The 16238-nt window shown below is 29.3% G+C and carries 11 protein-coding genes; 10 read left to right on the top strand and 1 reads right to left on the bottom strand.

Annotation, left to right across the window (positions count from 1 at the left end):
• Positions 1–173: 173 nt before the first annotated feature.
• Positions 174–581, bottom strand: coding sequence for a hypothetical protein (locus CLOBL_RS08280; protein ID WP_077858585.1), 408 nt, complete (start codon positions 579–581; stop codon positions 174–176).
• A 374-nt stretch (positions 582–955) separates the two neighbouring features.
• On the opposite strand from CLOBL_RS08280, the gene CLOBL_RS08275 reads away from it, so the two are divergent.
• The 10 genes from CLOBL_RS08275 (at position 956) to CLOBL_RS08230 (ending at position 16192) form a co-directional block, all read left to right on the top strand.
• The gene (locus tag CLOBL_RS08275; RefSeq protein ID WP_077858584.1) at positions 956–1357 is read left to right on the top strand and encodes a DUF6762 family protein; all 402 of its coding nucleotides are present in this window, start codon (positions 956–958) and stop codon (positions 1355–1357) included.
• 200 nt (positions 1358–1557) lie between these two features.
• Positions 1558–3342, top strand: a complete 1785-nt coding sequence (pepF, locus tag CLOBL_RS08270; protein ID WP_077858583.1) for an oligoendopeptidase F — start codon at positions 1558–1560, stop codon at positions 3340–3342.
• 280 nt (positions 3343–3622) lie between these two features.
• Positions 3623–4621 carry a rhomboid family intramembrane serine protease gene (locus CLOBL_RS08265; RefSeq protein WP_077858582.1) on the top strand — a complete coding sequence of 333 codons (999 nt, stop codon included), beginning with the start codon at positions 3623–3625 and terminating at the stop codon, positions 4619–4621.
• A 208-nt stretch (positions 4622–4829) separates the two neighbouring features.
• Complete coding sequence (locus tag CLOBL_RS08260) at positions 4830–6236, top strand: glycosyltransferase family 2 protein (RefSeq protein ID WP_009172180.1); 1407 nt, start codon at positions 4830–4832, stop codon at positions 6234–6236.
• Between the two features lie 239 nt (positions 6237–6475).
• Entirely contained in the window at positions 6476–8425 is a 1950-nt protein-coding gene (locus tag CLOBL_RS08255) for a DNA topoisomerase IV subunit B (RefSeq protein ID WP_077858581.1), read from the top strand.
• A 150-nt stretch (positions 8426–8575) separates the two neighbouring features.
• Complete coding sequence (locus CLOBL_RS08250; protein WP_077858580.1) at positions 8576–11491, top strand: DNA topoisomerase IV subunit A; 2916 nt, start codon at positions 8576–8578, stop codon at positions 11489–11491.
• A gap of 212 nt (positions 11492–11703) precedes the next feature.
• Complete coding sequence (locus CLOBL_RS08245; RefSeq protein WP_009172177.1) at positions 11704–12255, top strand: DJ-1 family glyoxalase III; 552 nt, start codon at positions 11704–11706, stop codon at positions 12253–12255.
• Between the two features lie 68 nt (positions 12256–12323).
• Positions 12324–14090 carry a single-stranded-DNA-specific exonuclease RecJ gene (gene recJ / locus CLOBL_RS08240; protein WP_077858579.1) on the top strand — a complete coding sequence of 589 codons (1767 nt, stop codon included), beginning with the start codon at positions 12324–12326 and terminating at the stop codon, positions 14088–14090.
• Positions 14091–14291: 201 nt separating this feature from the next.
• On the top strand, positions 14292–15365 hold the full coding sequence (locus CLOBL_RS08235; protein ID WP_077858578.1) for an undecaprenyldiphospho-muramoylpentapeptide beta-N-acetylglucosaminyltransferase: 1074 nt from the start codon (positions 14292–14294) through the stop codon (positions 15363–15365).
• Between the two features lie 395 nt (positions 15366–15760).
• On the top strand, positions 15761–16192 hold the full coding sequence (locus tag CLOBL_RS08230) for a flavodoxin domain-containing protein (protein ID WP_077858577.1): 432 nt from the start codon (positions 15761–15763) through the stop codon (positions 16190–16192).
• Positions 16193–16238: the final 46 nt, after the last annotated feature.

Below are 16238 nucleotides of genomic sequence, written 5' to 3'. Positions count from 1 at the left end.
TAGCTTAAACTATAAGTGATAAGTTTTAAGGGTGAAATCTGTTTAAAAGTTTCTAAAATATGTTTATAGAAATTTTAGTATAGATTTAATCAATAAACTTATCACTTTTAATTTGTTACTAATTTTGATTATTTAAATAAAACCTATGATTTATAAATTAATAATATATTAATTTATGATGACATAAATTTTTCTAAATACCAGCTATTATCACTGTCTTTTTTAAAGCTACCTCTGATAGAAGTTGATTTATGAGGAGGAACTTTAGCAAGTCCTGATGCTTCAACAATAGCAGTTTCATCATCGTAGTAAATTAGGGACATTTTTTGAACTCTGAGTAGTTTATTTTCTGATGAAAAACCTGTTGTGAAACTATGCTCAACTGCAAAGCCTAAATTTTTAGAATTGCTATGAATGTATGTTTTATATGCAATAAAAAATGAAGTAGTTATTATAAGTCCCAAAGAAATCACTAAGGATAATGTTTTCCTACGTTTAGCTCGTGCTTTAAGATGCCGTTCAAGTCTTCTATTTCTTTTGTAAACGAATGAAGTTTTTTCAAGTGGTAAATCATGTATCATATTTAGGTATCTCCTTAATCTTAAAATATTAAAAAACTTTTGTGTATAGACACAAAACTATATTACCATATATTTACAAATGGATAAATTAATAATTTATTACAATATGAGAAGCATGAAAATAAGAAGTGTAGGTATATATAGATATCAAATATATTAAAAGGGTTTATAACTGTTTTATTTTTGTGGTTATAAAATACCTTTTTTGATATAATTTATATAAATAAATTAACTAAAATGTATGTGCAGATTATTTTTAATATATCATTTGTCTATAATTTACAATTAGAGATGGATGTTTAATGAAGTCATATGTGTTTTTTATTTATTAAGAATGGGAATAATTATTATAAAACTATTAGGATGGTGAAGAAATGGATTTTTCAAGTTTAGTGTTAATGGAAAAGGATAAAGAAACGGGATTTATAAAAAGTGAACTCGGAAGCTTTGAGGTAAATGAAGGTGCTTTATTTGTGAAAAAATTTTATGTATTAGATGAAATTGTACACATGCATTTTGATACAAATAAAAATGTGGAAGAATGGGAATACTCAGCAATATACGATTTATTTAATACAAGTATATTTATTGAAAATGGCTATGAAATTGAAGAGGATTTAGATGAATATAATCCTACATATATAATAAAATTTAAATATGAAAATGATTATGATGCAATGAAAGAAAAAGTACAAGAAGCGGTATCTATAATAGAAAAAGAGATGAATTCAGTTTTTGAGGCTATTGAAGGAAAAGAAGCGGAATACTCAGAATAAAGTATGAAGTATTTCGTGATATGTAGAGTTATGGAATATAAGTTTTGTTTGGTATAACTTCAGTTTAGTGGAAAATTAAGGGCGAAATCCAACAAAGAGGATTTCTAAAAAGTATTATAAAAAAGAAAGATTGTAAGCTTTCTGTCCTTAACCGTAAACTGCGAATTGTACACTGTAAACTAATAGAAAGGTGTGTTAATATGGGAGATTTAAAAAAAAGAGAAGAAATTGAAGATCAGTTCAAATGGAAGGTAGACAAAATCTATAAAAGTATAGAAGATTGGGAAAAAGACTTTGAAGAGTTAAAAAATGAAGCTGTTAAACTAAAAGATTACTCAGGAAAGCTTACAAATGGAGAGAAGATTCTAGAATACTTTAAGGTAAATGAGAAAATATCTAGAGAAGCAGAAAATCTATTTATATATGCACATTTAAAATATGATGAAGATACATCAAACCCTACTTATCAAAGCTTAATGAGTAAAGTAGATATATATATGGCTGAACTTGGTAGCTATACTGCGTTTTTCGTGCCAGAAATTTTAAGTTTAGATGAAAAATTTATTAGAGATGAGACTGATAGACTAGATGAATTAAAGAAGTTCAAATTTTTAATTGAGGATATATTGAAAGAGAAACCCCATATACTATCAAAGGAGATGGAGGAACTATTAGCAGCTGCTTCAGATTGTTTAGATGCACCTTCAGCTATACATAGTATTTTGGTTAACGCAGATATGACATTTGGAAAGATACAAGATGAGGAAGGCAATGAAGTAGAATTAACAGAGGGGAGTTACTCATCGTTTATAAAAAGCAAAGATAGCAAGGTTAGAAAAGCTGCATTTGAGAAGTTATTTGGTGAATATGATAAGTTAAAGAATACTTTAGCAACTTCATTAACAGCATCAATAAAAACTTTTAATTTTAGCAGTAGAGTAAGGAAATATAATAGTGCATTAGAAGCATCATTAAAGCCTAACAATATTCCATTAGAAGTTTATGAAAATGCTGTTAAAGTTATAAATGAAAATTTAGATTCTCTTCATAGATATGTTAAAGTAAAGAAAAAGTTATTGGGATTAGATGAAATTCATATGTATGATCTATATGTACCTGTAATAGAAATCCCAAAAGAAAAAATAGAATTTAATTCTGGAGTAGAAATAGTACTAGAAGCATTAAAACCATTAGGAGAAGAATATTTAGAAATATTCAAAAATGGAATAAAAGATGGTTGGATAGATATATATGAGAACAAGGGTAAAAGAGGTGGAGCATATTCCTGGGGAGGATATGACACTATGCCATACGTACTTTTAAATTATAATAATGAATTAGGAGATGTTTCTACATTAGCTCATGAGATGGGGCATTCAATCCATTCATATTATTCAAGAAAAGAACAACCATATTATTATGCAAACTATACTTTATTCTGTGCTGAAGTTGCATCAACTACTAATGAATCTATACTTATCCATCATTTAATTGAAAAAGAAAAAGATGAAAAGAAAAAGCTTTATTTAATAAACCAAGAGTTAGAGCAGATAAGGACTACTGTATTTAGGCAACTAATGTTTGCAGAATTTGAACTTTATACTCATAAAACTTTAGAGAGTGGAATACCATTAACAGCAGAGGATTACAATAAAGCATGGCACGATTTAAATGTGAAATATTTTGGAGATGAAATTGTAATAGATAAAGAAATTGATGTTGAATGGTCAAGAATACCTCATTTTTATTCAGACTTTTATGTTTATCAATATGCTACTGGTTATGCTGCTGCATCAGCTTTTTCAAAATCAATTTTGGAAGGAAAAGAAGGTGCTGTGGAGAAATATAAAGGATTCTTAAAAGCAGGAGGTAGTGATTATCCAATAAATATTTTAAGAAATGCAGGAGTGGATATGACCACAAATGAACCAATAGAAGCTACAATAAAGAGATTCAATGAACTTTTAGATATGATAGAAAAGTAAACTCCAAGTAATGCACAATTCACAGAGCATAGTTCAATGTGAACTGTGCATTATATTTAGAGTTTTATAGCTATACTTTAAAATATTTTAGTTATATATGTCGCAATTAACAATTCACAAGGTACAATTGCAGTTAAAATCCTTACAGGATTTCTTAAAAATTAGAATTATTATTGCAATATACATATATAGTAAAAATAGAGAGGCGGACTGACTTGTTATTTTTTGATGATGCCTTAATTAATTTTGATAATTTTATATGTAGGAATGGTAGATTAACATGAATGGTTTTAAAGAAGAATTTTATAGGATTTTAATAAATAGAGAAAATTTTTATATGAAGCAATATTACAGTGGCTATCATAAAGAGGAAAGATATATTGCAATTAAGGAATTAAGAGATGGCATATATTGTGTATTAATAAGCGAAACAGAAGATTCAGACATAGATAGTTCGGAAGCATTTGAATATATAAGATCTTTGGGAAAGTCTTTTTCATTAAATGTAATAATTTTATCTAAGGGTGAGTATACATATACGAATAATTCATCGTTAGGAAATAAACTAATAATAAATACAGAAAATAATAGTGTTATACAATGTGATAATTCATGCATACCATTAAGACAGATATTTGAGGGGAATTTACAAATAAATGAACGAAAAAATGGTCAAAGTAAAAAAGAGCATAAGAATTATAATATTCTAACGTTTATTTTAATAGGAATAAATATAGTTGTATTTCTATTAACAGCTTTTATATCTGGTAATATTTTTGATATTGATACAAGGGTATTGATTTATTTTGGAGCAAAAATAAATATATTAATTGATCATGGAGAAATTTGGAGATTATTAACCTGCGCATTCCTACATTCTGGTTTGATACATATCGTGTGTAATATGTATTCTCTTTATATTATCGGTCCTCAGATTGAACAAATCTATGGTATTAGAAAGTATTTAAGTATTTATCTTATTTCTTGTATAACTGCATCAATATCAAGTTATTTTTTGAATCCAAATGGCATAGCAGTTGGAGCATCAGGCGGAATATTTGGACTAATGGGAGCATTATTAGCATTTGCCCTTATAGAAAGGAACAGGATTCAAAAGAAATTTTTGTCAAGCTTGCTTCAGATAATTGCTATAAATCTGTTTATAGGTTTAAGTATAAAAAATATTGATAATTTTGCACATATTGGAGGTCTCGTTGGAGGTATCGTATCAGGATACATTAGTTATATATTAGTTAGAAAAAAACATAATAAGTTTTAGGTAAATGTTCCTTAAATTTCTATAACATGCAATTTGATTGAAAATAGATACTGAAAAGGATTAAACTTTATTAATATTAATTTTATCTTAAGAAATATAGCTTGATTTTTTATTTTTATTGAAATATTATTAAATAGGTATAGTACGAAAAGAAATATATAAAATAATGAATGGGAATATATCTCATTAAATATTAGGAGTGAATGTAATGGGAAACTATATTTTTACCATAACAGCCTTCTTTCAGATTTTTGTTTTTGCGATAACTTGTTATTATTTATTATTAGGACTTATAGGACTTTTTAGAAGAAAAGAAAATAAAGATTATACGCCTAAAAATAAATTTGCATTGCTAATTGCTGCGCATAATGAAGAAGTTGTTGTTGGTAGTCTCATAGAGAGCATGTTAAAACTAGATTATCCTAAGGATATGTATGATATTTTTGTTATTGCAGACAACTGCACAGATGATACTGCCAAGATATCTAGACGTTATGGCGGAAATGTTAATGTTTGTGAAAGATTTGCAAAGGATAAAAGAGGGAAAGGTTATGCATTAGAGTGGATGTTTGCAAAATTATTTGCTATGGAGAAACAATATGATGCTGTTGCAATATTTGATGCAGATAATCTTGTACATAAAGATTTCTTAAAAGAATTAAATTCAAAAATGCTAGAAGGATATAAAGTGGTACAGGGATATATAGATAGTAAGAACCCTGATGACTCATGGATTTCAGCAGCATATTCTATAGCCTTTTGGACACAAAATAGAATGTTCCAATTAGCAAGAGCTAATATAGGATTTTCAAATCAAATTGGTGGAACAGGATTTGCAATTGAAACTAGTACATTAAAGAAACTAGGTTGGGGTGCAACTTGTTTAACAGAGGATTTAGAATTCACTTGTAAACTTGTTTTAAATGGTGAAAAAGTTGGATGGGCTCATGATGCTATCATATATGATGAAAAGCCACTAAAACTTGCGCAATCCTGGGTACAAAGAAAAAGATGGATGCAGGGATTTACTGATGTTGCTTCTAGATATTTCTTTAAATTAATTAAAAAGTCAATTATGGAGAGAAAATTCTATATGTTTGATTGTGCTTTATATGTATTGCAGCCATTTATAACATTATTATTAGGAGTTTCAGCGGTATTGACATTAATACAAGCAAATACACCTGCTCATATATTTATTATAAATTACTTGTTTGATAATTTAGGACTTAGTGATGTTGGATTAAAAACTTTTGCAGTTATTCAGTTTTTAATTACACCATTAGTATTAGCAATAGATAAGAAGGTTACAAAACCATTTTTATTGATTATGGCATTATATTCAACAAATGTTTTTATAGTCCCTTATTTAGCTACTAATATTCATAACTGGGTAATTTCATGGTTAATAGGAATTGGATATAATGTAGGATTTTTAATATTGACAGGAGTATTATTAGGTAAGAAAAATCTATTATTATTCTTTAGGTTTTGGTTGTATGGATTATATACATTAACATGGATACCAATAACAATTCAAGGTATCTTAAATAAAAACAATAAAGAATGGAATCATACTAAGCACGTTAGAAAGATAGAAATATGTGATGTTTAGACTTTAAAATATTAAAAAATAATATATAATTTAAGTAATATGGGTATTATAAAATGATTGTAATTTATTTTATAATACCCTTTTATATTGTATTTTGACTAAACTAAAAATTTATGATATTGTATTTGAAAAATTAAATGTATTTAAGTTTTTTTGACATTCGACGATAAAGGAAGTATATTTTTATAGAGTAAAAAATTACGAACAAATAAGAACTGGTGTTCAAATGGAGGAGTTTTATGGAAGCAAAGAGAACTGATACCTATGATGTGACGGATTTAACCTCACTAGAGAAATTAGAACCTGTTAGGATAAGACCGGGGATGTATATTGGTTCTACAGGAAGCAAAGGTTTGCATCATTGCATATGGGAAATAATTGATAACTCCATAGATGAAATAGCTAATGGGTATGGAAATAAAGTAACTGTAGTTTTAAATGAAGATAGAAGTGTTACAATAATTGATAATGGAAGAGGTATCCCTACAGGAATTCATCCAGTTAAGAAGAAGTCTGGAGTTGAAATGGTATATACCGAATTACATACAGGAGGAAAGTTTGATAATAAAAATTACAAAACTTCTGGAGGACTGCATGGAGTTGGAGCGGCTGTTGTAAATGCTTTATCAAAATGGTTAGAGGTTGAAGTATATCAAAACGGAAATATATATAGGCAGAGATTTGAATATGCTTTTGACAAAGAATTAAAAAGAGATATGCCAGGAACTCCAGTAGGAAGCTTAAAGGTAATTGGTAAAACAGATAAAGTTGGAACTAAAATCACATTTAAACCAGATAATGAGGTTTTCTCAACAACTGATTTTAAATTTGACATAATAGATAGTAGATTGCAGGAATTGGCTTTTCAAAATAAAGGTATAACTTTAGAATTAATAGATAAAAGAAAAGGACAAGAAATTGCAAAGGAATATTATTCTGAAAATGGTCTTTTAGATTTTATAAATTATTTAAATGAAAGTAAGACACCAATTCATGAAACACCTATAATTTTTGATGGTGAAAGAACTGTGGAAAATATTCAAATGTATGGTGAAGTCTGCATACAATTTACAGACTCAACAACTGAGTATATTGCAAGCTATGTTAATAATATTCCGACTACTGAAGCTGGAACTCATGAGACGGGTTTCAAAACTGGAATGACAAGATCTTTTAAAGAATGGTCTAAAAAATTAGGACTAGTTAAAGAAAAGGATAAGGAGTTTGAAGGTGATGACCTTAGAGAAGGTATGACTGCAATTGTAAGAATTAAAATTACGAATCCTATCTTTGAAGGTCAAACTAAAACTAAACTTGGTAATACTGAAGCTTACACAATGATGAATGATTTGGTTTATACTAAATTTTCTGAATGGATAGAAGATAATAAACCACTAGCAACAAGCATAATAAACAATGCATTAGAAGCGGCTAAAAGAAGAGATAAGATAAAAAAAATAAATGAAGCAGAAAAAAAGAAAATAGGTAAAGGTACTGCACCATTAGCAGGTAAGGTTGCAGTTTGTACTTTAAAAGATAAGACTGTAAATGAATTTATAGTTGTGGAAGGAGATTCGGCAGGTGGATCTGCGAAACAAGCTAGAGACAGAAGATTTCAAACTATAATGCCATCAAAAGGTAAAATAATGAATACAGAAAAGCAAAAGCTTGAAAATGTATTAGCATCAGAAGAGTTGAAAATATTTAATACAGCAATTGGAACGGGGACTTTAGATAATTATAGAGAAGAAGATTTGAAATATGATAAGATAATAATCATGAGTGATGCAGATGTTGATGGATATCATATTAGAACTCTTTGGATGACTTATATTTATAGATATATGAGGCCGTTAATAGCAAATGGACATCTATATTTAGCACAGCCTCCTTTATATAAGGTGTATAAAGAATCAAAAGGTAAGAATATAGTTAAATATGCATATAGTGATGAAGAATTAGAAGGCACTAAAAAACAGGTTGGAAAAGGTGCTCTTATCCAAAGATACAAAGGGCTTGGGGAAATGAATCCAGACCAATTGTGGGAAACAACACTGAATCCTGAAAGCAGAACTCTTTTACAAGTCACTATAGACGATGCTGCAAAGGCAGAAAAGATGGTTTCTTTACTTATGGGTGATATTGTAGAGCCTAGAAAGAATTATATGTATAAATACGGAGAATTTTAATTAGTTAACAGTTTGCAGTGCACAGTTTACAGTTAAGGAGGAAATCTCTAAGAGATTTCTATAAAATATATAATTTAGAAAAGGCGAAGGCTTTTCATCAGTAATTGTCAATTGTACATTGTCAAATGTTAATTGTAGAAGGGATATGTTATGGCAAAGAAAAATGAAAATATTATACCTAAGGATAATAACATAATTGGTATTCCCCTTGAAGAGGCAATGCCAGAAAATTATTTACCATATGCAATAGAAGTTGCTAAAGATAGAGCGCTTCCAGATGTCAGAGACGGGCTTAAGCCTGTACATAGAAGAATTCTATATGGGGCGTATATGCTTAAAGCTTTTCCAGATAGGCCTTATTATAAATCAGCAAGAATAGTTGGAGATATTTTAGGTAAATTCCATCCTCATGGAGATACATCAGTCTATGAATCAATGGTGATTTTGGCCCAAGATTTTTCTACAAGAGAACCGTTGATTGAAGGTCATGGAAACTGGGGATCTATAGATGGTGATGGAGCAGCAGCTATGAGATACACAGAGGCAAGATTGTCGTCAATTGCAATGGAAATGCTGCGAGATATAGATAAAGACACTGTAGAAATGGTTCCGAATTACTCTGATAGTGAAATGGAGCCTAAAGTATTACCAAGCAGATATCCTAATCTTTTAGTAAATGGTGCTTTTGGTATAGCAGTTGGTCTTGCAACAAATATACCACCTCATAATTTAGAAGAAGTAACTAATGGGGTACTAGCTTATATAGATAATAATGAAATTACTACTTCTGAGTTAATGCAACACATAAAAGGACCAGATTTACCTACAGGCGGAATCTTAATTGGAGAAAATTCTATTTTGTCTGCATATGAAACTGGAGAAGGTAAAGTTGCATATAGAGCTAAGACTAATATAGAAAAACTAGAAAATGGAAGAATAGGAATAGTAATAACTGAATTCCCATATAGAAGAAATAAATCTAGGATACTTCAAATCATATCTGAAATGACAGGAGATAAAAGACATGCAAAAGCTTTAGAGTCTATAACAGATATTAGAGATGAATCTGATAGAAATGGTATTAGAGCTGTGATAGAATTAAAGAAAAATGCAGATGAAGATATTGCAGATAAGGTATTAAAATATTTATTTAAAAAGACTGATTTACAGTGCAATATAAGCTTTAATATGGTCGCGCTCGCAAATGGTAAACCGGAAACCATGAGTTTAAAAGCGATAATAAAATACTATGTAGAGCATCAAAAGGAAATAATAACAAGAAGGACCCAAAAAGAACTTGATGCAGCTAAGAAAAGACATCATATTGTGGAAGGTTTCATAAAGGCAATAAGCATTTTAGATGAAGTTATAGCAACAATTAGAAGTTCAAAATCTAAAAAAGATGCTTCAGATAATTTGATAAGTAAATTTGAATTTTCAGAAGCACAGGCTCAAGCTATATTGGAACTTATGTTATATAGATTAACAGGTCTTGAAATAGAGACATTCCAAAAGGAATATGCACAACTTGAAAAATTAATTAAAAAACTTGAAAAAATTCTGTCTAGTGAAAAAGAACTTCTAAAAGTAATAAAAACTGAATTGAAAGAAATAAGCGATAAATATTCTAATAAGAGAAGAACTGAAATTATACATGATGATAATGAAAGTAAAATAGATATTGAAGAATTAATAGTAGTAGAAGATGTAGTAATCACAATATCAAAAGAGGGATTTGCAAAGAGAATACCTGTTAAAAACTATAATAGATCTAACTCAGAGCCAGAAGATATTGAATATAGAGAAGGAGATTCCTTAAAATATTTAATAAATTCAAATACTAAGGATACATTGTTAATATTTACTGATAAAGGCTTTATGTATCAGACAAAAGGTATTAATATTCCAGAACTAAAATGGAAAGAAAAAGGGGACAGATTAGATGGAATTATTAAATCATTAAATCTTGATAATGAGAAGATAGTTGGTGTAATATCTTTAGATAATTTCACTCCAGATAAAGCATTTAGATTTATAACTAAAGGTGGAGGAATTAAGTTAAGTTCTTTAGATAAATTTCAAACATCATATGCTAAGCTTCAAGCTTTAAAGCTTAGGGATGAAGATGAATTGATAGATGTAACCATAAGAGACTCAGACGAAGTACCTAAGTTCTTGAAATTCAAGAGCAAGCTAGGACTTGAATTTACTCTTGAAGTAAAAAAACTTGAAGATACTTCTAGAAATATATTACCTATTCAATTATTTAATTTTGCTCAAGATGATGAAATTGTTGAAGTTCAGGATAGCGAAGAAATAGAATTTTTTGAATTAAATATTGGTATTACGGATAAGAATAAGTTTAAGGCTTTTGAGAGAATCAAGGAAGATCCTCTTAAGGTTAAAACTAATTCATTGAAGGAATTATTGATGTTTAGTAATAAAGGATATGTATATAAAGTGCCTGTATTTTTAATGAAGAACGTATTAGCCGGTGAAGTGCCAGTAGAAGCATTTTTAGGAAAGCTTCAAAAAGGAGAAAAGATTATCAGTATAACTTCACTTGATTCTTATGATGATGAACTAGGAGTATACACGTTTACTAAAAAAGGAATGATTAAAAAGACTTTACTTAAAGAATTTGAAGGGGAATTTTTTAAACAAGTATGTTATAAATTTAAATTTGAAGATGATGAAGTAATCTCGGTAGAGGTAAATCAGGCAAAGTTCGGTCATTTGATTACGATAACTAAAAAGGGAATGGCTATAAGATTTCCAGTTGAAAATGTTAGTGCTATGGGAAAAGTAGCGTCAGGTGTTACGGGAATAAGTTTAAGGGACGAAGATGAAGTCATTTTTGGAAAGTACCATAGTAATTATATAAGTAGTGAAGGAAATAGTGTAACATTATCTTCAAATGATGCACAAATAGTATTGACTTCAAAATCAAAGAAAAAATCGGTTGTCAAGATAAATGATATAAAGCTTCAAAATAGAGCTGGAAGAGGTGCAAGTATAATGATGATTGTACTTGATGATGAAATAAAAGATGTAACACTTAACTAGTTATGAGTGATGAGTTATAGTTGGAAAATTATTTTATATAGCAACTTATAACTTTTAACTTTGAATTTGTGGTGGTATAATATAGATATAAATATGAAATTTATAGAATGAGGATGTTCTAAACTAAATTTAGAATATCCTCATTTAATCATGTTAGTAAAATATTTGATTATATATTTTTTGATGTGTCATAAATTTGAGGAGGAATTTATATGAAAAAAGTATGCATATTATTAGCAGAAGGTTTTGAAGAGATAGAAGCTTTAACTGTATCAGATATAATGAGAAGAGCAGAAGTAACATGTGATTTAGTTTCAATCGGAGGAAAAAAGGTGCAATCAAGCCATGGGGTAACAGTAGAGGCAGATAAGATTTTTGAAGAAAATATGGATTATGATCTTGTAGTTATTCCAGGTGGGATGCCAGGAGCAACTAATTTAAGAGATGATGAGAGAGTAATAAAGTTTGTTAAAAAACAAAATAAAGAAGGAAAATTATTAGGAGCAATATGCGCAGGCCCAATAGTACTTGGAAGAGCCGGACTTACTGAAGGAAGAAATATAACATCTTATCCAGGATATGAGGATGAATTACCAAACTGTGAATATTTAGAAGAAGCTGTAGTTGTGGATGAAAATATAATAACCAGCAGAGGACCTGCGACAGCAATGACATTTGCTTATAAATTATTAGAAGTTCTTGGGTATAGTCATAAGGTAGAGGGAATTTCTTCAGGTATGTTATATAAAATGTTTATAGGATAACCCAATTTTCTTAGTTATAACTCATAATTTATAATTCATAACTAGAAGTGGTGCGTAGAGGAGAAATAATGACAGAACGATGGTTCATTAAGAATATAAAAGCTGATTATAAGCAGATATCAAAAAAATATGGAATAACAGAACTTATGAGTAAGCTTATAGTAAACAGAAATATTATAAATGATGAAATGATAAAAAGTTATATAAATCCAGGATTAGATAAACTTCATGATCCAGGTGAAATGAAGGATTTAGATAAAGCTGCTCAAATAGTTATTGATAAAATAAAGTCAGGTAAGAAAATTCGAATTGTTGGGGATTATGATGTAGATGGTGTTATAAGCATTTATATTTTATATAAGGCATTAAAAAGATGTAATGCTAATGTGGATTATGAAATTCCAGATCGAATTAGAGATGGATATGGAATAAATATCAATATAATAAAACAAGCAAAAGAAGATGGAGTAGATACGATTTTAACTTGCGATAATGGTATATCAGCTATAGAACAAATAAAGTATGCCAAGGATTTAGGGATGACTGTAATAGTAACAGATCATCATGATATACCATTTATCGAAGAGAAAGATGAGAATAGGAGATTTATTAGCCCAAGTGCAGATGCAATAGTGAACCCTAAGCAGGAAGAATGCAAGTATAAATTTAAACAATTATGTGGTGCAGGAGTGGCTTTTAAACTTGTAGAAGTGCTTTATAAAAATTTAAGTATAGGTAGAGAAGAAGCTTATAAATTTATAGAATTCTTAGCAATAGCAACTGTTTGTGATGTTGTAGATTTAGTTGATGAAAATAGAATTTTTGTTAAAAAAGGACTTGAATTAATAAATAGCACTACTAATTTAGGATTAATGGAATTGATACGGGAATCAGAATTAGGAGAGAAAAATTTATCTGTATATCATTTAGGATTCATAATAGGACCATGTATAAATGCATCTGGGAGATTGGATTCTGCTAAAAAAGGATTAAAATTATTGCTTTCAGATGATGAGGAAGAAGCAGTTAAGCTTGCAAAAGAAATAGTCAGGTTAAATGAAGAAAGAAAGGACATGACTATGAAAGGCGTGGAGGCTGCTACAGAAATTATTGAAAAGAATGGATTTATAGATGACAAGGTATTTGTTATTTATATTCCAGATGTACATGAAAGTTTGGCAGGAATAATAGCCGGAAGAATACGAGAAAAATATAATGTTCCAACTTTAATTATAACTAAATCTGAAAGTGGCGCAAAAGGTTCTGGAAGATCTATAGAAGAATATAACATGTTTGAGGAACTTGTTAAGTGCAAAGATATACTTGAAAAATTTGGAGGACATCCCATGGCAGCAGGTTTTTCATTAAAAGAAGAAAATATAGATGAGCTTAGAAAAAGATTGAATGAAAATACAACTTTAGATGATGAAGATTTGCTGAAAAAAATTACTATAGATTGTGTGCTTCCACTAGACTCAATAAGTTATGAACTAATTAATAATTTAGAAAAATTGGAGCCGTTCGGTAAGGCAAATTCTAAACCTTTATTTGCTGAAAAAGATGTTAATCTGTTAAAGGCCGCAATACTTGGCAAGAATAATAATGTACTTAAATTGAAGGTAAAGACTAGGCAGAATAAGTTCATTGATGCAATTTATTTTGGAGATATTAGTGAATTTGAAGCGCTAATAACAGACAAGTTTGGAGTAGAGGAACTGCAAAAACTTTATGATGGAGCATATAATGATGTAAGGTTAGATTTAGTATTCTATCCTAGTATTAATGAATATAATGGTAATGTTACAATTCAAATTGTAGTGCAAAACTACAGATAGTTAATTTAGTTCACAGTTTACAGTGCGCAGTTGAAGTATTAAACTCTTTCAGAGCTTAATAAAATTAAAGAAATCCTGCGAGGAAAAGTGAAAATCAAAATTTGAAGGAAAAGCCAAAAAAGTGAATGTCCAAATTTTATATTTGGAAACATGAATTTTCTCTATAACTGTAAATTGTAAACTAACTAAGAGGGGTGTTTTTTGTTGAAATATAAAATAATAATGACAGGAGGAGGAACAGCAGGTCATGTTACTCCTAATTTAGCGTTAATACCAAAATTAAAAGAAAGAGGATTTGAAATAAAATACATTGGAAGCATCGATGGGATTGAAAAGGAAATTATTAATAAAAATAATATACCTTTCTTCGGAATTTCATGTGGTAAGTTAAGAAGATATTTTGATGTAAAGAACTTTACAGATCCATTTAAAATAATGAAGGGAATTATGCAGGCTTTAAGGATTTTATCCAAAGAGAACCCAGATGTTATTTTTTCAAAGGGAGGTTTCGTAGCTGTACCAGTTGTAATTGCTGCTTCCATAAAAAAAATACCAGTAGTAGCACATGAATCTGATATGACTCCAGGCCTTGCAAATAAATTGTCAGCACCTTTTTGCGACAAGTTATGTGTAACATTCAGAGAGAGCTTAAATTATGTAAAAGGAAATAAGGGAGTTCTTACAGGCAGCCCCATAAGAGAAGAAATACTTCATGGAGATAAAATAAAAGGAAAGAAACTATGTAATTTTAATGATGATAAAGAAATTCTGCTCATCATGGGTGGAAGCCTTGGCTCAAAGTTAATAAATGAGGAAATAAGAGGAATTTTAGATAAGCTTCTGAAGGAATTTAATTTAATTCATATTTGTGGAAAAGGAAACATAGATAGAAATCTTATAGATAAAAAGGGGTATAAGCAATTTGAATATGTAAGTGAGGAATTACCAGATCTTATGAAGGCAGCAAACTATGTGATTTCAAGGGCTGGAGCAAATTCCATATTTGAGTTTTTAGCATTAAAGAAACCTACATTGTTGATACCTCTTTCGAAGAAGGCTAGCAGAGGAGATCAAATTTTAAATTCTAAATCTTTCGAAAAAGAAGGTTATTCACTAATGCTTCAAGAAGAAGAAATTAATAAGAATTCATTATATGAAAAGATTTTAGAATTAAAAGAAAAAAAGAAAAAGCTTATAGACAATATGGAGAAAAGTCAAGCTAAAAATGGTGTTGAAGCGATAGTAAATGTAATACTAGAAAGCATCAGAAAGTAATTGATATTATGAAAGTTATAAGTTAAGGATGAAATCCTGAAAGGAAGTTTTGAAATATATATTTTGGAAAAGCCTGTATGCTTTTTTCCTTAACTGTAAGCTTTGAATTTCGTAACTGTAAACTGACTAAGAGCTTTTCTTATTTGACTAATAACTGGTTAAAAAATTTTCTTGATTAACCATAAAAAACATTAGTTACAGGCTAGAAATCTAATTCATATTTGAGATGTTTATGTGGTTAGCGGCGATAAAATATATATTTATAACTTAAAATAATACAAATTATACAATCAAATCTTGCAAAAAAAAATATGTGAGATATAATAAAAGGGTAAGTTCAATTTTAGTTAGAGACGTAAGTTAATTATTTAACGAAAAGATGAGGTGCTGTTTCGATGAAAAAAGTGTCAATCATTTATTGGAGTTGTGGTGGAAACATAGAGGCCCTTGCAAATGTCATGGCAGAAGGTGCTAGGGAAGAAGGAGCAGAGGTAAATGTAATACATGTGGGAGATGCTACAGTTGAAGATGTGTTGAATTCAGATTCTGTTGCTTTTGGAAGTCCTGCAGTGGACGCCACTAAAATAGAACAAGAGGAAATGAAACCATTTCTAGAACAGTTAATAAATTTCAATGAACAGAATAAGAATAAGAAATGTATTTTATTTGCAACCTATGGATGGATAGAGGATACTTTCATGAAAATATGGAAGGATGAAATGACATCCTATGGTTTTAATGTCATTGGAGATTTAGCAGTTAAAGATTCACCGACTAAGGTACAATCAGATATTATTAAAGAATTAGGAAGAAAATTAGCAAAGTAATATGCTGATTTTTACTCTATATGTGTAAATTTAAGAATAATATTTT

The organism is Clostridium sp. BL-8 (genome assembly GCF_002006495.1).
GTDB lineage: Bacteria > Bacillota > Clostridia > Clostridiales > Clostridiaceae > Clostridium.
This window is presented reverse-complemented; position numbering and strand designations above follow the sequence as displayed.

What these genes read in the sequence shown, in the direction of transcription:
- CLOBL_RS08230 (WP_077858577.1), top strand. Translation starts at nt 15,761, where the DNA reads ATGAAAAAAGTGTCAATCATTTATTGGAGTTGTGGTGGAAACATAGAG.
- CLOBL_RS08250 (WP_077858580.1), top strand. Translation starts at nt 8,576, where the DNA reads ATGGCAAAGAAAAATGAAAATATTATACCTAAGGATAATAACATAATT.
- CLOBL_RS08265 (WP_077858582.1), top strand. Translation starts at nt 3,623, where the DNA reads ATGAATGGTTTTAAAGAAGAATTTTATAGGATTTTAATAAATAGAGAA.
- CLOBL_RS08255 (WP_077858581.1), top strand. Translation starts at nt 6,476, where the DNA reads ATGGAAGCAAAGAGAACTGATACCTATGATGTGACGGATTTAACCTCA.
- CLOBL_RS08245 (WP_009172177.1), top strand. Translation starts at nt 11,704, where the DNA reads ATGAAAAAAGTATGCATATTATTAGCAGAAGGTTTTGAAGAGATAGAA.
- CLOBL_RS08260 (WP_009172180.1), top strand. Translation starts at nt 4,830, where the DNA reads ATGGGAAACTATATTTTTACCATAACAGCCTTCTTTCAGATTTTTGTT.
- recJ (WP_077858579.1), top strand. Translation starts at nt 12,324, where the DNA reads ATGACAGAACGATGGTTCATTAAGAATATAAAAGCTGATTATAAGCAG.
- pepF (WP_077858583.1), top strand. Translation starts at nt 1,558, where the DNA reads ATGGGAGATTTAAAAAAAAGAGAAGAAATTGAAGATCAGTTCAAATGG.
- CLOBL_RS08280 (WP_077858585.1), bottom strand. Translation starts at nt 581, where the DNA reads ATGATACATGATTTACCACTTGAAAAAACTTCATTCGTTTACAAAAGA.
- CLOBL_RS08275 (WP_077858584.1), top strand. Translation starts at nt 956, where the DNA reads ATGGATTTTTCAAGTTTAGTGTTAATGGAAAAGGATAAAGAAACGGGA.